The organism is Pseudomonas sp. NFACC04-2 (genome assembly GCF_900119265.1).
Classification (GTDB): Bacteria; Pseudomonadota; Gammaproteobacteria; order Pseudomonadales; family Pseudomonadaceae; genus Aquipseudomonas; species Aquipseudomonas fluorescens_AA.
In genome coordinates, this window is record NZ_FPJC01000013.1 from 19,353 (window position 1) to 37,968 (window position 18,616).

At 62.6% G+C, this 18,616-nt stretch carries 14 protein-coding genes; 8 read left to right on the plus strand and 6 right to left on the minus strand.

Features of this window, described 5'->3' with window-relative positions:
• Position 1 precedes the first annotated feature (1 nt).
• From BT125_RS17860 to lpxC, 4 genes are all read left to right on the plus strand, one after another.
• Positions 2 to 868 (plus strand): cell division protein FtsQ/DivIB, encoded by an 867-nt coding sequence (locus BT125_RS17860; RefSeq protein WP_042729561.1) that lies wholly within the window; start codon positions 2 to 4, stop codon positions 866 to 868.
• A gap of 15 nt (positions 869 to 883) precedes the next feature.
• The gene (gene ftsA / locus BT125_RS17865; RefSeq protein WP_003205342.1) at positions 884 to 2,143 is read left to right on the plus strand and encodes a cell division protein FtsA; all 1,260 of its coding nucleotides are present in this window, start codon (positions 884 to 886) and stop codon (positions 2,141 to 2,143) included.
• 99 nt (positions 2,144 to 2,242) lie between these two features.
• A complete protein-coding gene (gene ftsZ, locus BT125_RS17870) occupies positions 2,243 to 3,436 on the plus strand; it encodes a cell division protein FtsZ (RefSeq protein ID WP_072348503.1) in 1,194 nt (397 codons plus the stop codon).
• 112 nt (positions 3,437 to 3,548) lie between these two features.
• Complete coding sequence (lpxC, locus tag BT125_RS17875; RefSeq protein WP_003178240.1) at positions 3,549 to 4,460, plus strand: UDP-3-O-acyl-N-acetylglucosamine deacetylase; 912 nt, start codon at positions 3,549 to 3,551, stop codon at positions 4,458 to 4,460.
• A gap of 254 nt (positions 4,461 to 4,714) precedes the next feature.
• Here the strand turns inward: lpxC and BT125_RS17880 are convergent, their stop codons facing one another.
• From BT125_RS17880 to BT125_RS17900, 5 genes are all read right to left on the minus strand, one after another.
• The gene (locus tag BT125_RS17880) at positions 4,715 to 6,208 is read right to left on the minus strand and encodes a sensor domain-containing diguanylate cyclase (RefSeq protein ID WP_072408890.1); all 1,494 of its coding nucleotides are present in this window, start codon (positions 6,206 to 6,208) and stop codon (positions 4,715 to 4,717) included.
• A gap of 260 nt (positions 6,209 to 6,468) precedes the next feature.
• Complete coding sequence (locus BT125_RS17885; protein ID WP_072408892.1) at positions 6,469 to 7,836, minus strand: heavy metal sensor histidine kinase; 1,368 nt, start codon at positions 7,834 to 7,836, stop codon at positions 6,469 to 6,471.
• Complete coding sequence (locus tag BT125_RS17890; RefSeq protein ID WP_060740762.1) at positions 7,823 to 8,506, minus strand: heavy metal response regulator transcription factor; 684 nt, start codon at positions 8,504 to 8,506, stop codon at positions 7,823 to 7,825. The genes BT125_RS17885 and BT125_RS17890 overlap by 14 nt, the downstream gene beginning before the upstream one ends.
• A gap of 9 nt (positions 8,507 to 8,515) precedes the next feature.
• Positions 8,516 to 11,632: a multidrug efflux RND transporter permease subunit gene (locus BT125_RS17895; RefSeq protein ID WP_072408894.1), complete on the minus strand. Its 3,117-nt coding sequence runs from the start codon at positions 11,630 to 11,632 to the stop codon at positions 8,516 to 8,518.
• Entirely contained in the window at positions 11,629 to 12,786 is a 1,158-nt protein-coding gene (locus BT125_RS17900) for an efflux RND transporter periplasmic adaptor subunit (protein ID WP_072408896.1), read from the minus strand. Before BT125_RS17900 ends, BT125_RS17895 begins: the two co-directional genes overlap by 4 nt.
• 235 nt (positions 12,787 to 13,021) lie before the next feature.
• Between BT125_RS17900 and BT125_RS17905 the strand changes: the two genes are divergently transcribed.
• On the plus strand, positions 13,022 to 13,279 hold the full coding sequence (locus BT125_RS17905; RefSeq protein WP_072408898.1) for a hypothetical protein: 258 nt from the start codon (positions 13,022 to 13,024) through the stop codon (positions 13,277 to 13,279).
• Positions 13,280 to 13,306: 27 nt separating this feature from the next.
• On the opposite strand, the gene BT125_RS17910 is transcribed toward BT125_RS17905, so the two are convergent.
• On the minus strand, positions 13,307 to 14,275 hold the full coding sequence (locus BT125_RS17910; RefSeq protein WP_060740766.1) for a LysR family transcriptional regulator: 969 nt from the start codon (positions 14,273 to 14,275) through the stop codon (positions 13,307 to 13,309).
• A 321-nt stretch (positions 14,276 to 14,596) separates the two neighbouring features.
• Between BT125_RS17910 and BT125_RS17915 the strand changes: the two genes are divergently transcribed.
• Genes BT125_RS17915 through BT125_RS17925 form a run of 3 tightly spaced genes read left to right on the plus strand, consistent with a single transcriptional unit; the run spans position 14,597 to position 18,610 of the window.
• Positions 14,597 to 16,219: an efflux transporter outer membrane subunit gene (locus BT125_RS17915; RefSeq protein WP_256573787.1), complete on the plus strand. Its 1,623-nt coding sequence runs from the start codon at positions 14,597 to 14,599 to the stop codon at positions 16,217 to 16,219.
• Positions 16,216 to 18,420, plus strand: coding sequence for an FUSC family protein (locus tag BT125_RS17920; protein ID WP_072408900.1), 2,205 nt, complete (start codon positions 16,216 to 16,218; stop codon positions 18,418 to 18,420). Before BT125_RS17915 ends, BT125_RS17920 begins: the two co-directional genes overlap by 4 nt.
• Positions 18,410 to 18,610, plus strand: a complete 201-nt coding sequence (locus BT125_RS17925; RefSeq protein ID WP_003205331.1) for a DUF1656 domain-containing protein — start codon at positions 18,410 to 18,412, stop codon at positions 18,608 to 18,610. The genes BT125_RS17920 and BT125_RS17925 overlap by 11 nt, the downstream gene beginning before the upstream one ends.
• The last annotated feature ends 6 nt before the right edge of the window (positions 18,611 to 18,616 follow it).

Consider the following 18,616-nt stretch of genomic DNA (forward strand, 5'->3'; position numbering starts at 1 on the left):
CATGCAAGGCGCATCGCTTCGTCATCAGCCATCCGCACCCGGTCGCAAGCCGGTGCCGCGGGGTGCCAGCCGAATGGTGGCCAAAGAGCCGATGTCGGCGCGCTTGCCGAAAGCCAATTTTGGTTTTCTCAAGAGCCTGTTCTGGCCGGTGCTGCTGGTGGCGTTGGGGTTCGGCACCTATGAAGGCGCGCAACGGTTGCTGCCTTATGCCGACCGACCGATCGCCCGGATCAACGTCCAGGGCGACCTGAGCTACATCAGCCAGCAGGCCGTGCAGCAGCGGATCGCCCCGTTCGTCGCGTCGAGCTTCTTCACCATCGACCTGGCGGGCATGCGCACGGAGCTGGAGCAGATGCCCTGGATCGCTCACGCCGAAGTCCGGCGGGTGTGGCCCGACCAGGTGTCGATTCGCCTGGAAGAGCAACTGCCGGTGGCCCGTTGGGGCGACGAGTCGCTGTTGAACAACCAGGGCCAGGCGTTTACGCCGCGAGAACTGGCCAACTATGAACATTTGCCACAACTGTTCGGTCCACAGCGGGCCCAGCAGCAAGTGATGCAGCAATACCAGGTGTTGAGCCAGATGTTGCGGCCGTTGGGCTTCTCCATCGCGCGCCTGGAGTTGCGTGAGCGCGGCAGTTGGTTCCTGACCACTGGCGCGGGCAGCTCGGGGCCGGGCATCGAGCTGTTGCTCGGGCGCGGCAACCTGGTGGAAAAGATGCGCCGCTTCATCGCCATCTATGACAAGACGCTCAAAGAACAGATTACGAACATTGCGCGCATCGATCTGCGCTACGCCAACGGCCTGGCCGTTGGCTGGCGGGAACCTGTAGCGCCGACGACGGCCGAACCCGCCGTCGCGAAGAATTAAGAAGAGGCAGGACCCATGGCAAACGTGCAAAGCGGGAAAATGATCGTCGGTCTCGATATCGGCACTTCCAAGGTGGTGGCGCTGGTAGGCGAAGTCGCGGACGACGGCACGCTGGTCATCGTCGGGATCGGTACACACCCGTCCCGCGGCTTGAAAAAAGGCGTGGTGGTGAACATCGAGTCCACTGTGCAATCGATCCAGCGCGCCATCGAAGAGGCGCAGCTGATGGCCGGTTGCCGGATCCACTCGGCGTTCGTCGGCGTGGCGGGCAATCACATCCGCAGCCTGAACTCCCACGGCATCGTGGCGATTCGTGATCGGGAAGTCAGCTCCGCCGACCTTGAGCGCGTACTTGACGCGGCCCAGGCCGTGGCGATCCCGGCCGACCAGCGTGTGCTGCACACCCTGCCGCAGGATTACGTGATCGATAACCAGGAAGGCGTGCGTGAACCCCTGGGCATGTCCGGCGTGCGCCTGGAAGCCAAGGTCCACGTGGTGACCTGTGCGGTGAACGCCGCGCAGAACATCGAGAAATGCGTGCGTCGCTGCGGCCTGGAAATCGACGACATCATCCTCGAGCAACTGGCCTCGGCCTATTCGGTGCTCACCGACGACGAGAAAGAACTGGGCGTATGCCTGGTGGACATCGGCGGCGGCACCACCGACATCGCGATCTTCACCGAAGGCGCGATCCGCCACACGGCCGTGATCCCGATTGCCGGCGACCAGGTGACCAACGACATCGCCATGGCGTTGCGCACCCCGACCCAGTACGCCGAGGAAATCAAGATCCGTTACGCCTGCGCCCTGGCGAAGCTGGCCGGTGCCGGTGAAACCATCAAGGTGCCGAGTGTCGGCGACCGTCCACCGCGCGAACTGTCGCGCCAGGCCCTGGCCGAAGTGGTCGAGCCGCGCTACGACGAGCTGTTCACGCTGATCCAGGCCGAACTGCGTCGCAGCGGCTACGAAGACCTGATCCCGGCCGGCATCGTGCTGACCGGCGGTACGTCGAAGATGGAAGGCGCGGTCGAGCTGGCCGAAGAGATTTTCCACATGCCGGTGCGCCTGGGCGTGCCTCATGGCGTCAAGGGCCTGGATGACGTGGTCCGCAACCCGATCTATTCCACCGGCGTGGGCCTGTTGATGTACGGCCTGCAGAAACAGTCCGATGGGATCTCGTTTTCAGGGATTGGCAGCCGCGACAGCTACAGCAGCGACGAGCCGAAGGCACCGCTGTTCGAGCGGCTCCAGGCTTGGGTCAAGGGCAACTTTTAAACAGTTTCAAAGCTTCACGCGGCAGGTTTCAGGCTTGGCGCTGGAAGACGCAGCAAACGCAGTAGGCGAAAAAAACTAGAGAATGAAAGGAGAGGGAAAATGTTCGAACTCGTAGACAACATCCCCGCTAGCCCGGTTATCAAAGTAATCGGTGTCGGCGGTGGCGGCGGCAACGCTGTCAACCACATGGTCAAGAGCAACATTGAAGGCGTTGAATTCATCTGCGCCAACACTGATGCCCAGGCGCTGAAATCCATCGGCGCGCGGACCATCCTGCAACTGGGCACTGGCGTGACCAAAGGCCTGGGTGCCGGCGCCAACCCTGAGGTCGGTCGTCAGGCCGCTCTCGAAGACCGTGAGCGCATCGCTGAAGTCCTGCAAGGCACCAACATGGTGTTCATCACCACCGGCATGGGCGGCGGCACCGGTACGGGTGCGGCGCCAATCATCGCCGAAGTGGCCAAGGAAATGGGGATCCTCACCGTTGCGGTGGTGACCCGTCCGTTCCCTTTCGAAGGCCGCAAGCGTATGCAGATCGCCGACGAAGGTATCCGTCTGCTGTCTGAAAGCGTCGACTCGTTGATCACCATTCCCAACGAGAAGCTGCTGACCATCCTGGGCAAGGACGCAAGCCTGCTGTCGGCTTTCGCCAAGGCTGACGACGTACTGGCCGGTGCCGTTCGCGGTATCTCCGACATCATCAAGCGTCCAGGCATGATCAACGTCGACTTTGCCGACGTACGGACTGTCATGAGCGAAATGGGCATGGCAATGATGGGCACTGGCTGCGCCAGCGGTCCGAACCGTGCTCGCGAGGCCACCGAAGCGGCCATCCGCAACCCGTTGCTCGAAGACGTGAACCTGCAAGGTGCACGCGGCATCCTGGTGAACATCACCGCCGGTCCTGACCTGTCCCTGGGCGAGTACTCCGACGTGGGTAGCATCATCGAAGCCTTCGCTTCCGAGCACGCGATGGTCAAGGTCGGTACCGTTATCGATCCGGACATGCGCGACGAGTTGCACGTGACCGTGGTTGCCACCGGTCTGGGCGCGAAAATCGAGAAGCCTGTGAAGGTCATCGACAACACCGTTCACACCTCCATGGCTTCGCAACCGCAACAACAAGTGGCTGCGCGTCAGGAAGCGCCTGCGGTGAACTACCGTGACCTGGACCGTCCGACCGTCATGCGCAACCAGGCCCAGGCCGGTACTGCGACTGCCGCGAAGATGAATCCGCAAGACGATTTGGATTACCTGGACATCCCGGCTTTCCTGCGTCGTCAGGCCGATTGATGAAATGTATCAGGGGGATACGGGTGATTGGTGTTCAGCAAAGGTCTGGTCTGCTATCATCGCCAGCCTTTGTTGATACCAGTTCGCAATTTGCGCTGAAGCGGCCCATGCCATGATTAAACAACGCACCCTGAAGAATATTATCCGTGCCACAGGTGTCGGCTTGCACTCCGGCGAGAAGGTCTACCTGACCCTCAAGCCCGCGCCTATCGACACCGGCATTGTGTTTTGTCGTGCCGACCTCGACCCTGTGGTGCAGATTCCTGCTCGCGCGGAAAACGTTGGTGAAACCACTATGTCGACCACACTGGTCAACGGTGACACCAAAGTGGATACGGTGGAGCATTTGCTCTCGGCCATGGCTGGCCTGGGCATCGATAACGCCTACGTCGAGCTCTCCGCGTCCGAAGTCCCGATCATGGATGGCAGTGCCGGACCCTTTGTATTCCTGATTCAATCGGCTGGCCTGGAAGAGCAGGACGCAGCCAAGAAGTTCATCCGCATCCTGCGGGAAGTGACAGTGGAAGACGGCGACAAGCGCGCCACTTTCGTCCCTTTCGAAGGTTTCAAGGTGAGCTTCGAGATCGATTTCGATCATCCGGTTTTCCGTGACCGCACCCAGAGTGCAAGCGTGGATTTTTCCAGCACTTCGTTCGTAAAAGAAGTCAGCCGCGCCCGTACGTTTGGTTTCATGAGTGATATCGAGTACCTGCGCAAGCACAACCTCGCACTCGGCGGCAGTGTTGAAAACGCGATCGTGGTCGATTCCGATGGTGTGTTGAACGAAGACGGCCTTCGTTATGAAGACGAATTCGTCAAGCACAAGATCCTCGATGCAATCGGCGACCTCTACCTGCTGGGCAATAGCCTGATTGGTGAGTTCAAGGGCTTCAAGTCCGGCCACGCACTGAACAACCAGTTGCTGCGCAAGTTGATTGAGCAGAAAGATGCTTGGGAAGTCGTGACGTTCGAAGACGCCAGCACCGCACCAATCTCTTACATGCGCCCTGTCGCGGCGGTGTAAGCAAAAAACCTCTCTAGTTTTTTAAGGGCTGCCTTCGGGTGGCCTTTTTTTATGGCCGGGTTTTCGTCGAGAGCGAGGGGGGAAACCTGTGGCGAGGGAGCTTGCTCCCGCTGGGCTGCGCAGCAGCCCCAAACGGCCCTGGCTAATGAGTTTGATACACCGCGGCGCCAGATTTCAGGGCCGCTGCGCGCCCCAACGGGAGCAAGCTCCCTCGCCACAGAGAGCCATGTCCATAGTCTTTGGATGCACCGGTGTTACATCGCGCAGACCACACGATTGCGTCCGGTGGCCTTGGCCTGGTAAAGCGCCTTGTCGGCGGCGAACAGGAGTTGTTCGAGTTCGCCATATGGCCCTTGTGCCCAAGTGGCGATGCCGATACTGACCGTCATGGGCGCTTCCCCCTCGGACACCGGTGGCAGTTGTTCCACCGCGTCGCGAATATGCTGGGCCATGGTGAAGGCGCCAGCGGTGGTGGTTTCCGGCAGCACCACCGAGAACTCCTCACCGCCATAGCGCGCCGCCAGGTCGGCGGGGCGTCGGACATGCTGGCCGATCAATTGCGCCAAGGTGCGCAGGGCCTCGTCACCCTGTTGATGACCATGGCGATCGTTGAACGCCTTGAAATGATCGGCATCGATCATCAGCACAGACAACGGTTGGCCCGAGCGTTGGGCGCGCAGCCATTCCCGTTGCAACGTCTCGTCCAGTGTTCGTCGGTTGGCCAGGCCCGTGAGGGGATCGATGGACGCCAGTTGGGCCAATTCCCGTTCAGCTCTGTAACGGCGGCGCAATTCGCGGCGCAGCAGCCAGGTGAGCCAGAGCAAGCCGATGCACAGCGCGCCGGTGGCGCCGCTGACCAACAACGCCGTGCGTTGCCATGAAGCGAAGACCTCTCGGGAGGAGAGGGCTACCACGACGATCAATGGCAGGTTGCCTACTTGGGAGAAGGTGTACAGCCGCTGTGTCTGATCAACACTGGAAATGCCGGTAAAACTGCCGTTACCTTCACGCAGGATGCGTACGAAGTTCGGTCGGTTGCTGAAGTCCTTGCCGATCATGTCGTCGGCCAGGGGCGGTTCCTGGGCCAACAGAATCCCATCGCGGCTGACCAGGTTGACCGTCCCGTGGCCGATGTTCAGGCTTTTGAACAACTGGCTGAAGTAGTTCAGGCGCATCGCGGCCTCGGCCACGCCCATGAACTCACCCCGGTCATCGCTCAGTCGATAGCTGAAGCTGATGCGCCAATCTTGCGCGTGACTCCTGGAACGGAACGGGCGACTGATCATCATGCCCAGGCTCGGGTCCTGGACATGGGACTGGAAATATTCCCGGTCGGCGTAATTGCCTTTGCGTGGTTCGACCGAAGCGGAGTCGGCGATGACATCGCCATGCTTGTCGAGCAGCAGGATATCGCCTTTGTAGGGGGCGGCGGTGGCGCGGTCGAACAGCGCCAGATGGCGAATCGTCGGCGAAACGTCTTTCAGGTCGTCGCGTTTGGCGGCGGCGACCAAGCCTTGCAGCGACAGATCGTAGAGTTCCACGTTACGCAGCACATCGGCGTCAATCAATTGCACGATATTGGTCGCCGCACGGGTCGCAGCCTGTTGTGCGGCGGCATGTTCGCGGATCAACAGAAACGTCACGATGCTCAGGATGGCAATGACAACCAGCGAGCTGGCCAGTACGAGTACCCGTTCCGAACGTCTCGAAAGCGGGGTGTTGCCGGGTGTCGCACTGCGCGCGCTCATGGTTCCGATGTCTGCATTGTCATGTGGCTGGGATCCGTCCCAAAGGATTGCAAACCGGCAATGAACCAGATGCTGGCCTTTTGCTGATTGTGCTTGGATCAATGAGAGCGGGCAATCAGTGTTTGCGCAATTACCCGGTAATTAATGAAAGCTGGGGGCGCGTTCGGACGGTATTCCAATTTTGCTACAGTTGGCTTTCGCCCAGCATTCATTGGCCTGGAAAGATCTGATGATGCGTACGAGCCCAATGGGGAGGGGCGTCAGGCTGGCAAACGGATTCCGAACGTATTGGCACCCTGGTCGCTGTGCACAAACACATCGCCACCGTGCATCAGTGCAATGGCCTTGACGATGGCCAGCCCCAGCCCATGGTTGGCGCCACTGTTGCTGCGCGAGGCATCGACGCGATAGAACCGTTCGAACAGGCGTGGCAGGTGCTCGCCGGCAATCGGTTCGCCGGGGTTGGTGACGGCGAGGCTGATCTGGTCGCCCAGGGCTTCGATGCGCACGTCGATCACCTGCCCGGGTGCGGTGTGCTGCACGGCGTTGCTCAACAGGTTGATCAGCGCCCGCCGCAGGTGAGCGATCTCGATGTTGGCCTGGGCGTCGCCGCTGACCCGGACTTGGACCTGGGCATCTTCCAGAATGAAGTCCAGGTAATCGAGGGTGGTCGCTACTTCGCCGGCCAGGGATGCGCTGGTCAACTTGGTGGCCTTGCTGCCCTGGTCGGCGCTGGCCAGGAACAGCATGTCGTTGATGATCGAGCGTAGCCGCTCCAACTCCTCGAGATTCGATTGCAATACTTCGAAGTAATGTTCAGCCGAACGCCCCCGGGTCAGCGCCACCTGGGTCTGGCCGATCAGGTTGGTCAGGGGCGAGCGTAATTCATGGGCGACGTCGGCGTTGAACGACTCCAGCCGCGAGTAAGCCTGTTCGACCCGGTCCAGGGTGGCGTTGAATGAACTGACGAACTGGCTCAGCTCCGGCGGCAAGGGCGACAGTTGCAAGCGCCCGGACAGGCGGGGTGGGGCCAGGCGCCGGGCTTCCTCGGAGAGCTTGATCAGCGGTTTGAGACCGATGCGTGCGACCCAGTAGCCCAGCAACGAGGCCAGGAGCACGCCGACAATCGCCAGGCTCACCAGCGCCACCAACAGGCGATGCTGGGTCTGGTAGAAGGTTTCGGTGTCGATGCCGATCATGAAGCGCAGCGGCGGGCGTCGGTCCTTGGCTGGGAATTGGCTCACCAGCACTTTCATCGGGTAATGCCGATGGGGCAACGTCAGGTCGCGTTTACCCAGCGGGCCTTGGGCAAAGGTGCGGATCTGCGCATCGGGATCGCCGTATTCAAAGCGCGGATCGTTGCTGACGATCCAAAAATGGATGCGCTTGTCTTCTTCGCCAAGCAATCGCAGCTTGTTGTTGATCTTCACCCAGTGTTCAGGCGTGCCGTAGCGGCCGACGGTGGACTCCAGGACGCTGTAGCGGGCGTCGAGCTCGGCTTCGGGCAACAGGCCCAGGCCCTTGCCGACCTGTTGGTACAAACCGCCCCCGATCAACAGGAACACCAGCGCCGCCACCAGTGTGAACATGGCGCTCAAGCGCAGGGCGATGCTGTCAGGGACGCTCATCGCTGCGACTCTCCAGCACATAACCCATGCCGCGAATGGTGTGCAGCAACTTCTGTTCGAATGGCCCGTCGAGCTTGGCCCGCAAGCGTTTGATCGCCACTTCCACCACGTTGGCGTCACTGTCGAAGTTGATGTCCCAGACCATTTCGGCAATGGCGGTTTTCGAAAGGATTTCGCCCTGGCGGCGAGCCAGGACGCTGAGCAGGGAGAACTCCTTGGCGGTCAGGTCCAGGCGCTGGCCGGCGCGGGTGGCCTTGCGGCTGATCAGGTCGATCCACAGGTCGGCGATGCTCACTTGCACCGGTTCATGGCCACCGCTGCGGCGGGTCAGGGCTTGCAGGCGGGCCACCAGCTCGAGGAACGAGAAGGGCTTGCCCAGGTAGTCATCGGCACCGTCGCGCAAGCCCTTGATGCGGTCCTCGACCCGTTCCCGGGCGGTGAGCATGATCACCGGTGTCTGCTTGCGGGCGCGCAGGGCCCGCAAGACGCCGAAGCCGTCCAGGCCCGGCAGCATCACGTCGAGCACGATCACCGCATAGTCGGTTTCCAGGGCCAGGTGCAGCCCTTCGATGCCGTCCGGTGCCACGTCCACGGTGTAGCCTTGTTCGGTCAGGCCGCGGTGCAGGTAATCCGCGGTTTTTTCTTCGTCTTCGATGATCAGAACGCGCATGGCCCCGCCTCAGTGGTCTGTGCTCGCCAGCGCCGCCGTCGGCGCCGACCCTGGCTGCTGGGAGGGCCGATGGAACACTCGCTCGAGCCACAAGTATATGACCGGTGTCGTGAACAGCGTCAGCGCCTGGCTCACCAACAGGCCGCCCACCACGGCGATGCCCAGGGGTTGGCGCAGTTCCGCGCCGGGGCCATAACCGAGCATCAGCGGCAGGGCACCGAGCAGGGCCGCCAGGGTGGTCATCATGATCGGGCGGAAGCGTGTCAGGCACGCCTGGAAAATCGCCTCCTGGGGGGCCAGCCCTTTGTTGCGCTGGGCGTCGAGGGCGAAGTCGATCATCAGGATGCCGTTCTTCTTGACGATCCCGATCAGCAGCACCAGCCCGATCAGGGCCATGATCGAAAAGTCCTGGCCCAGCAGCCAGAGCATGATCAGCGCGCCGAGGCCGGCCGAGGGTAAAGTGGAGATGATCGTCAACGGGTGCACGAAACTCTCGTAGAGCACGCCGAGAATGATGTACACGGCCACCAGCGCGGCGAGGATCAGCCACGGCTGGCTTGCCAGCGAGCTTTGGAAGGCCTGGGCCGCGCCCTGGAAATTACCGGTGATGGCGGCCGGCATGCCGATTTCGTTCTTCGCCTGGTCGAGCAGGCGCACCGCGTCTCCCAGGGCCACGCCAGGCGCCAGGTTGAACGACAGGTTGGCGGCCGGGAACATGCCGTCGTGAGCAATCGACAGCGGGCCGTTGCTCGGCGCATCGAAGCGGGCCAGGGCCGAGAGCGGCACCATTTCCCCACTCAGGGGCGAACGCAGGTAGAAATACGCCAGGCTTTCGGCCTTGCCCCGCTGCGCGGTATCGAGCTCCAGGATCACGTTGTACTGGTTGGTCTCGGTCTGGAATTCATTGATCTGCCGCTGGCCGAAGGCGTCGTACAGGGCCTGGTCGACATCGGTGGCAGTGAGGCCGAAGCGCGCCGCCGCGCTGCGGTCGATGTTGATGTGGGTGATGCTGCCGCCCAGTTGCAGGTCGTTGGAAATGTCCCGGAACGCCGGGTTGCCGCGCAGCTTGTCGGTGAGTTTTTGCGTCCAGGCGTTGAGGCTCGGCCCGTCGTTGCTTTTGAGCACATACTGATACTGGGCGCGGCTAGGACCGGAGCTGAGGTTGATGTCCTGTCCGGCCCTGAGGTACAGCACCACGCCGGGGATTTTCAGCAATTGCGGGCGGATCCGGTCGATGAAGCCGCTGGCCGACACGTCACGCTCGCCCCGGGGTTTGAGGGCGATCCAGAAACGGCCGTTGGCGATGGTCTGGTTGTTGCCAGAGACGCCGACGGAGTGGGAGAAGGTCTGCACCGCCGGGTCGGCGGCGACGATATCGGCCAGGGCCTTGTGCTTGGCCACCATGTCCGGGAACGACACATCGGCGGCGGCTTCGCTGGTGCCCAGCACCAGGCCGGTGTCCTGCACCGGGAAGAAGCCCTTGGGAATGAACACATAGCCCACCACCGCCAGTGCCAGGGTCAGGCCGAACACGCCGATCATCAGCTTCTGATGGGCCAGGGCCTTGCGCAGGCCCCGCTCATACCCGCCCAGCAGGCGTTCGCCGAACCCCGCCTTGCCATGGGCGTGATGGACCGGGGCGCGCATGAACAACGCGGCCAGGGTCGGCGCCAACGTGAGGGACACCACCACCGAGATCAGGATGGTCGAGGTGGCGGTCAGGGCGAACTCCTTGAACAGGCGCCCGACCACGCCGCCCATGAACAGCAGCGGAATGAACGCGGCGATCAGCGAGAAACTGATGGAGACCACGGTAAAGCCGATTTCGCCGGCCCCCTTGATCGCCGCCTCGCGCATGCCGTCGCCGGCCTCCAGGTGTCGGTGGATGTTCTCCACCACCACAATCGCATCGTCCACCACGAACCCTACCGAGATGACGATCGCCACCAGGGTCAGGTTGTTCAGGCTGAAACCCATTACGTACATCAGGGCGAAACTGGCGGTCAGCGACACCCCCAACACCGCCGAGACGATCAGGGTCGCCGAGAGCTGGCGCAGGAACAACGCCATCACCGCCACCACCAGCAGCACCGCGATCAGCAAGGTGATTTCCACTTCGTGCAGCGAGGCGCGGATGGTCTGGGTGCGGTCGATCAGCACCTTGACCTGCACCGCGGCGGGCAACATGGCTTGCAGGGTGGGCAGGGCCGCCTGGATGCGGTCGACGGTCTCGACGATATTGGCCCCTGGTTGCCGGAAAATCACCAGGTTGACCCCGGGCTCGTTGTCGGCCCAGGCCTGGACGTAGGCGTTTTCCGAGCCGTTGACCACCTTGGCGATGTCCTTGAGGTGAACCGGTGCCCCGTCCCGGTAGGACACGATCAGCTCTCCGTACTCCGCGGGCTTGAACAACTGGTCGTTGGTGGACAGAGTGGAAATGCTCGACTCACCGTACAAGGCGCCCTTGGCCAGGTTGAGGCTGGCCTGTTGGAGCGCCAGGCGAATGTCCGCCAGGGTCAGGCCGATGGCGGCGAGCCGGTCGGCCGAGGCCTGGACCCTGATCGCCGGACGTTGCTGGCCGGTGATGTAGATTTGTCCTACGCCATCGATCTGGCTGATCTGACGGGAGAGCAGGGTTTCGACGTAGTCGCTCAGTTCGGTGCCGGGCATCAGCGTGGAACTGATGCTGAGGATCAGTACCGGGCTGTCGGCGGGGTTGACCTTGCGCCAAGTCGGCAGGTTCGGCATGTCGTTGGGCAGTTTGCCGGCGGCGGTGTTGATCGCCGCCTGCACTTCCTGGGCGGCGGTGTCGATGCTTTTATCGAGGCTGAATTGCAGGATCAGGTTGGTCGAGCCCAGGGCGCTGCTGGAGGTCATCTGGGTAATGCCGGGAATGGCACTGAATTGCACTTCCAGTGGCGTCGCCACCGACGACGCCATGGTTTCGGGGCTGGCCCCAGGCAACTGGGCGTTGACCTGGATAGTCGGGAATTCCGCCTCCGGCAAGGGCGCGACGGGCAGGCGAGGAAACGCGATCACCCCCAGCAGCACCAGGGCGAACGTCAGCAGTACCGTGGCGATGGGGTGGTCGATGCACCACGCCGAAACCGAGCCGCGACCCTTCATGGCTGCGGCTCCGCGGTCCTGGCCAGGGCGGGTGGGTCGCTGAGCACCTGGATGTGGCTGCCCGGCTTGAGCCGTGACTGGCCGTCGCTCACCAGTTGGTCGCCGGCGTTCACCCCCTTGATGATGTGCAGGTCGCTGTCCTGGTAAACCATCTCCACCGGCACGCTCTCGACCTTGTCGCCCTTTATGCGGTACACGAAGTGTTGCTCCAGGCCGCGCTGGACCACGGTAGGCGGTACCACCAGGGCGTCCTTGTCGATGGCGGTCTGGATTTTCAGTGTCACCAGTTGCCCCGGCCACAGCCGTTGTGCGGCGTTGTTGAATTCAGCCTTGGCCCGCAGGGTTCCGGTGTTGGCGTTGATCTGGTTGTCGATGAGGCTCAGGCGTCCCTCGCCGAGCAGTTCCCCGGTGGCGCCATCGGCGCCAATATAGGCCTTGACCAAGGCTTGCTCGGGGGCGGCGATCAATCGTTGCAAGGTGGGGAGCATTTGCTGGGGCAGGGAGAACTCCACGGCGATGGGGTCGATCTGGGTCACCGTGAACAGGCCTTCGGCGTCGCTGGTGCGCAGGAAGTTGCCTTCGTCCACATTGCGAATGCCTACGCGACCGCTCACCGGGGAGCGGATCTGGGTGTAGGACAGTTGCACCTGTGCCGAGTCGATAGCCGCCTGGTTGCCCTGGGCGGTCGCCTTGAGCTGGTTGACCAGCGCCTGTTGCTGGTCGTAGGTCTGCTTCGAGACGCCGTCATCGACGCTCAGCAATTTGTAGCGCTTGAGATTGACCTGGGCCACCGCCAGCTGTGCCTGGCTTTCGCCGAGCTGGGCCCGGGCCTGGTCGAGGCTGGCGCGGATCGAGCGATCGTCGATGGTCGCCAGCAGGTCACCCTTCTTGACCCGTTGCCCTTCCTTGACCAGCAGCCGGGTGAGGATGCCGTCGATCTGCGGGCGGATCACCACGCTGTGCAGCGACAGCACCGTGCCGATGCCGCTGGCAAAGCGCGGCACATCCTTTTGCATCACGCTGACGGCCCGTACCGGAACGGCGGCGGGAGCGCCGGGTCTGGCGGTCACAGGCTTGAGCAAAAACCAGAGGGCGAGGGCCGCCAGGGCGATCAACAGCACGACAATCAGGACAGTTTTCTTCTGGATGCGCATGGATATGAAGGGCCGGTTCGAGACGCAAGAGTTGGAGCTTTCTTATATAGCGTTGCGAGCCGGTCAGGAAGGTGACGGCTAACTGACGGGCTTGTCAGCTTTGTCCCGGCTTGCTGTCGGATGAATGCATATACCGGATGAAACTGCCAGCGCGCGGTGATATCGGGCAGGTATACTGCCGCCTTTCGCGGCTCGCCCTTCGGGCCCGACTTGCATGCATGACCCGGAGCCTTACATGACTTCCCCGATACCTTCGCCCGCGGACGATCTCCCCGGCGGCGAACAGGCCGATTTGCCCGTCAGCGATGTTTCCAGCAGCGAGGACATCAAGGCGGCGATCCCTGCTTTCAAATTCCCGTTCAAACCCGGTGAGCTGGCGGCGGCCAAGGGCGCCGGGCAACAGCCGTGGTACAAGAACGGCGCGAAGAATGGCCATACCAAGACCCCGGGCGCGGCGCCTCCCGGCACGCGGCGTTCCATGGGCAAGCGCTGAATTGCACCTTCAAGCACGGGGACGACCTCAGCTCGTGACCCGTGCGCCTGCCAGGCTGCCACTCAATTCGTAAGCCGTCAGTTCAGCCTGGTGCGCCGCGAGGATTTCCGGCAACGAGCCGCGCAGGTACTCGACCCAGGTCTTGATCTTCGCATCCAGGTATTGGCGCGACGGGTAGATGGCATAGAGGTTCAGTTCCTGGGAGCGGTAGTTGGGCATGACCCGCACCAGCGTGCCGTTGCGCAAGCCTTCGATGGCCGCATACACCGGCAATACCCCCACGCCCATGCCGCTGGTGATCGCGGTTTTCATCGCATCGGCGGAGTTCACCAGGAACGGTGAGCTGTTGATGGTGACCATCTCTTGGCCTTCCGGGCCGTCGAACACCCATTTTTCCAGCGGGATGACCGGGCTGACCAGGCGCAGGCAGGCGTGGTTGAGCAGGTCGCTGGGTTTTTGCGGGCAGCCGCTGGCTTTCACGTAGGCGGGCGAGGCGCAAACAATGCTGTAGGTGATCCCCAGGCGCTGGGAGACGAAGCCCGAATCCGGCAGTTCGCTGGCGAGCACGATGGAGACGTCGTAGCCCTCGTCGAGGATGTCCGGTACCCGGTTGGCCAGGGTCAGGTCGAAGGTCACGTCCGGATGCGTCTTGCGGTAGCGGGCGATGGCGTCGATCACGAAATGCTGGCCGATGCCGGTCATGGTATGGACCTTCAACTGCCCGGCCGGTCGCGCATGGGCGTCGCTGGCCTCGGCTTCCGCTTCTTCGACGTAAGCCAGGATCTGCTCGCAACGCAGTAAGTAGCGTTTACCCGCCTCGGTCAGGGCAATGCGCCGTGTGGTGCGGTTGAGCAGGCGGGTTTGCAGGTGGGCTTCCAGGTTGGAAACCGCGCGCGAGACGTTGGCTGTGGTGGTATCCAGCTGCACGGCGGCGGCGGTGAAACTGCCGGCTTCGGCCACACAGCTGAACGCGCGCATGTTTTGCAAGGTGTCCATGGAGGGCTCTCTTGGGAGGTGGCAAATTGTGACATGAAGTTACAGAGATGCGGGACCCGACTAATGGATTATCGCGTTAACGGTAACAAAGATTCGCAGAAAGGTCGGCTTATCGCCGTTCGGCGGGGTGCCTAGAATTGCCGGCACTGTGGCGCTGGTCTGGCCCTGCTGTCTGGTGCAGTACCTGTGGGAGCGGGCTTGCTCGCGAAAGCGGTGGGTCAGTTGGCGGTGATGTTGCCAGGGTAACCGCCTTCGCGGGCAAGCCCGCTCCCACAGGGTGCTCCTACAGGTTCTCGACTCTCTCTTAGGAATTTTGCGCAAGTGCCGCGTTGCATCAGCAGAGAGCTGAAGACTCTCAGTGTTTGGGTTTTGACATTAGCCATCAGCGGTTGCATCGGCACAGGTGGTATTGCGCCGCAAGGCCAGGTGTTGCCGGCCAATCAACTGGCGACCGATGCCGCCATCCGCGAGGCCGCCCGCGACGCCCACTGGCCCACCCGCCAGTGGTGGCAAGCTTATGGCGATCGGCAACTGGATCGCTGGATCGACCTGGCCGTGCAAGGCAGCCCGAGCCTGGCCATGGCCGCGGCACGAGTACGCCAGGCCAAGGCCATGGCCGGCATTGCCGAGGCCGCCGAGTCGTTGCAGATCAATGGCGAGTCGACCCTCAAGCGCCATAACTGGCCCTCCGATCAGTTCTACGGCCCGGGCGAGTTGGCCGACACCACGACCTGGGACAACAATGCTTCCCTGGGCTTGAGTTATGCCCTGGACCTGTGGGGCCGTGAGCGCAATGCCAGCGAACGGGCGGTTGACTTGGCCCACGTCAGCGTCGCTGAGGCACGACAGGCGCAACTGGAATTGCAGAACAACATCGTGCGCGCCTACATCCAGTTTTCGTTGCACTACGCCCAGCGCGATATTGTCGTCGCGACCCTGCGCCAACAAGAGCAGATTCTCGACCTGGCGCAGAAGCGTCTGGACGGAGGCATCGGCACCCATTTCGAAGTCAGCCAGGCCCAGGCGCCCCTGCCCGAGACCCATCGCCAACTCGACGCCCTGGATGAGGCCATCGCCTTGAGCCGCAATCAATTGGCGGCCTTGGCGGGCAAGGGACCGGGAGCGGGTGCGCCGTTGCAACGTCCGACCCTGGTCCTCGGCGCGCCCTTGAATCTGCCGTCGGCCTTGCCTGCCGAGCTGCTTGGCCAGCGTCCGGATGTGGTGGCCGGGCGTTGGCAGGTGGCGGCCCAGGCCCGGGGCATCGATGTGGCCCGGGCCGGCTTCTATCCCAACGTCGACCTGGTGGGAAGCCTCGGTTACATGGCCACCGGTGGCGGGGCGCTGGAGTTTTTGACCGGCAAGAAACTCACCTACAACGTCGGGCCGGCGATCACGTTGCCGATCTTCGATGGCGGGCGCCTGCGTTCGCAGTTGGGCGAGGCGGCCGCCGGGTATGACATCGCCGTGGCGCACTACAACCAGACACTGGTAAACGCGCTCAAGAGCATTTCCGATCAATTGATCCGTCGCGAATCCATGGACAAGCAGCGGGCCTTCGCCGCCGAGTCGGTGGCGAAGGCCCAGCGTACCTACGACATCGCGATGGTGGCCTTCCAGCGCGGCCTCACCGACTACCTCAACGTGCTCAACGCCCAAAGCCTGTTGTTCAAGCAGCAACAGGTGCAACAGCGGGTGGAGGCGGCTCGCCTGACAGCCCATGCCGATCTGGTGACGGCGTTGGGCGGCGGACTGGACTCTGTAGGAGCTGACGAGTGCAACGAGGCTGCGATCTTTCCCCAGACACTTGAAGCTCAAGCGAAAGATCAAAAGATCAACAGATCGCAGCCTTCGGCAGCTCCTACACAGCGCCTCCACAGCTCCGACAAGGCACAACCCAAGCGGGAGCAAACGCCCTCGCCACGATGCGCAAGCAGCATCCAATGATGTCCTTACTTGCCCCCGCACGCCGGCTGTATCGCCTCGAATGGCGCCGTGGTTTCTTCGACTGGGCCCGCAGCGACGGGGTGACCTGGGTCTATATCTTCAAGGTCCTGTTCGCCGCGTTCCTGACCTTGTGGCTGGCGATGCGCCTGGAATTGCCACAACCGCGTACGGCCATGATCACCGTGTTCATCGTCATGCAGCCCCAGAGCGGGCAGGTGTTCGCCAAGAGCTTCTACCGTTTCCTCGGCACCCTGGCGGGTTCTGCGGTGATGGTGGCGCTGATCGCCCTGTTCGCCCAGAACACCGAGCTGTTCCTTGGCTGCCTGGCGATTTGGGTCGGCATCTGTTCGGCAGGGGCGGCGCGGTATCGTAACTTCCGCGCCTATGGTTTCGTGCTGGCTGGCTACACTGCGGCGATGATCGGCTTGCCAGCGTTGGCCCACCCCGAAGGGGCGTTCATGGCGGCGGTCTGGCGGGTGCTGGAGATTTCCCTGGGGATTCTCTGCTCGACCCTGTTCAGTGCCGCGATCCTGCCGCAAACCGCCAGCGCCTCCATGCGCAACGCCTTGTACCAGCGCTTTGGCGTGTTCGCCCTGTTTGTCACCGACGGCTTGCGCGGACGAAGCAAGCGGGAGGCCTTCGAGGCCGGTAACGTGCGCTTCATCGCCGAAGCCGTCGGCCTGGAGAGCCTGCGCAGCGTGACGGTGTTCGAAGACCCGCACATGCGTCGGCGCAATGGTCGGCTCAGCCGCTTGAACAGTGAATTCATGGGTGTCACCACCCGTTTCAATGCCTTGCACCAATTGCTCGAACGCTTGCGCGGCGGGGCGGCGGATCATGTGGTGAACGCCATCAAGCCTGGTTTGCAAAACCTTGCCGAGCTGCTGGACGGCTTTAGCGCACGGGCCTTGACCGACGCCGACGCAGCGCGGTTGGCGGCGGCGCTGGCGGACTATAAGGCTGACCTGCCGGCCCAGGTACGGCGCTTGCGGGCAGCGTTCCAGGACACTGCGCCAAGCGATGGCGAGCAGTTGGACTTTCATACCGCTTATGAGCTGCTTTATCGCTTTGTCGACGACTTGCACGGCTACGCCCTGACCCATGCCTCCCTGGCCGAGCATCGCCACGAGCGCGAGCGCTGGGACGAACCGTTCGTGCCCCAGACCAACTGGCTGGCCGCCACGGCATCGGGGTTTCGCGCCGCTTTCATCCTGCTGGTCCTGGGCAGCTATTGGGTCGCCACGGCCTGGCCGAGCGGCGCGACCATGACCATGATCGCCGCAGCCACCGTGGGTCTCTCGGCCGCCACCCCGAACCCCAAGCGCATGGCTTTCCAGATGGCCTGCGGTACGTTATTGGGGGCGCTGGTCGGCTTCGTCGAGATGTTTTTCATTTTCCCGCTGATCGATGGTTTTCCGTTGCTCTGCGTGATGCTCGCCCCCGTCATCATGTTCGGTTCGTTCCTCGGTTCCAGGCCGCAATACGCCGGGGTCGGACTGGGGCTGCTGATCTTTTTCTGTACCAGCTCGGTGCCGGACAACCTGACGGTCTACAACCCCTACGCCTTCATCAACGACTACATTGCGATGATCCTTGGCATGTTGGTGTGCGCCGCTGCCGGAGCGATCATCCTGCCGCCCAACAGCCGCTGGTTGTGGCGTCGATTGGAGCAGGACCTGCGTGAGCAAGTGGTGTTCGCCATTAGCGGTCGTCTGAAGGGGCTGGCCTCGAGTTTTGAAAGCCGCACCCGCGACCTGCTGCACCAGGCCTACGGTCTGGCGGCTGGGCAACCCCAAGTGCAACGGGACTTGCTGCGCTGGATGTTCGTGGTGCTGGAAGTCGGTCACGCGATTATTGAGTTGCGCAAGGAGCAGGCAACCTTGCCGGTGCACCCGGCATATGCCGAAAGCCAGCCATGGCGCCAGGCGATTCGGGGGATGGGGCGGGCGCTGGTGCGGCTATTCCGCCAGCCGAGCCAGAGCAATCTGGAACGTGCGTTGGTGGCGGTGGATCATGCCATCGGCCGCGTGCAGGCCACCGACGAACCCTTCGCCCCGCATTTCGACACCTCGGCCCTGCGTCGGGTGAAAAGCTACCTGCATTTCATCCGCACTTCGCTGCTGGACCCGCAATCGCCATTGGCCGGCTATGCCAGGCCGCATGCCGCATCGCTTCCCCAGGAACCTGAACATGCCCCGTGAGATCGCCTTCCATGGCGTGTACATGCCCACCATGACCCTGATGTTTTTCATCGCCGCCGGCCTGGCCTGGGCCTTGGACCGCTTCCTATCGGGGTTGGACCTGTACCGTTTCTTCTGGCACCCGGCGTTGTTGCGCCTGAGTCTGTTTACCTGTCTGTTCGGCGCGCTGGCGCTGACGGTCTACCGTTGAGATCGA

Excerpts from the sequence above, each read along its gene's own strand:
- BT125_RS17880 (WP_072408890.1), bottom strand. The coding sequence starts at position 6,208 with ATGAGCGCGCGCAGTGCGACACCCGGCAACACCCCGCTTTCGAGACGT.
- lpxC (WP_003178240.1), top strand. The coding sequence starts at position 3,549 with ATGATTAAACAACGCACCCTGAAGAATATTATCCGTGCCACAGGTGTC.
- BT125_RS17900 (WP_072408896.1), bottom strand. The coding sequence starts at position 12,786 with ATGCGCATCCAGAAGAAAACTGTCCTGATTGTCGTGCTGTTGATCGCC.
- BT125_RS17885 (WP_072408892.1), bottom strand. The coding sequence starts at position 7,836 with ATGAGCGTCCCTGACAGCATCGCCCTGCGCTTGAGCGCCATGTTCACA.
- ftsA (WP_003205342.1), top strand. The coding sequence starts at position 884 with ATGGCAAACGTGCAAAGCGGGAAAATGATCGTCGGTCTCGATATCGGC.
- BT125_RS17905 (WP_072408898.1), top strand. The coding sequence starts at position 13,022 with ATGACTTCCCCGATACCTTCGCCCGCGGACGATCTCCCCGGCGGCGAA.
- ftsZ (WP_072348503.1), top strand. The coding sequence starts at position 2,243 with ATGTTCGAACTCGTAGACAACATCCCCGCTAGCCCGGTTATCAAAGTA.
- BT125_RS17860 (WP_042729561.1), top strand. The coding sequence starts at position 2 with ATGCAAGGCGCATCGCTTCGTCATCAGCCATCCGCACCCGGTCGCAAG.
- BT125_RS17890 (WP_060740762.1), bottom strand. The coding sequence starts at position 8,506 with ATGCGCGTTCTGATCATCGAAGACGAAGAAAAAACCGCGGATTACCTG.
- BT125_RS17925 (WP_003205331.1), top strand. The coding sequence starts at position 18,410 with ATGCCCCGTGAGATCGCCTTCCATGGCGTGTACATGCCCACCATGACC.
- BT125_RS17895 (WP_072408894.1), bottom strand. The coding sequence starts at position 11,632 with ATGAAGGGTCGCGGCTCGGTTTCGGCGTGGTGCATCGACCACCCCATC.
- BT125_RS17910 (WP_060740766.1), bottom strand. The coding sequence starts at position 14,275 with ATGGACACCTTGCAAAACATGCGCGCGTTCAGCTGTGTGGCCGAAGCC.
- BT125_RS17920 (WP_072408900.1), top strand. The coding sequence starts at position 16,216 with ATGATGTCCTTACTTGCCCCCGCACGCCGGCTGTATCGCCTCGAATGG.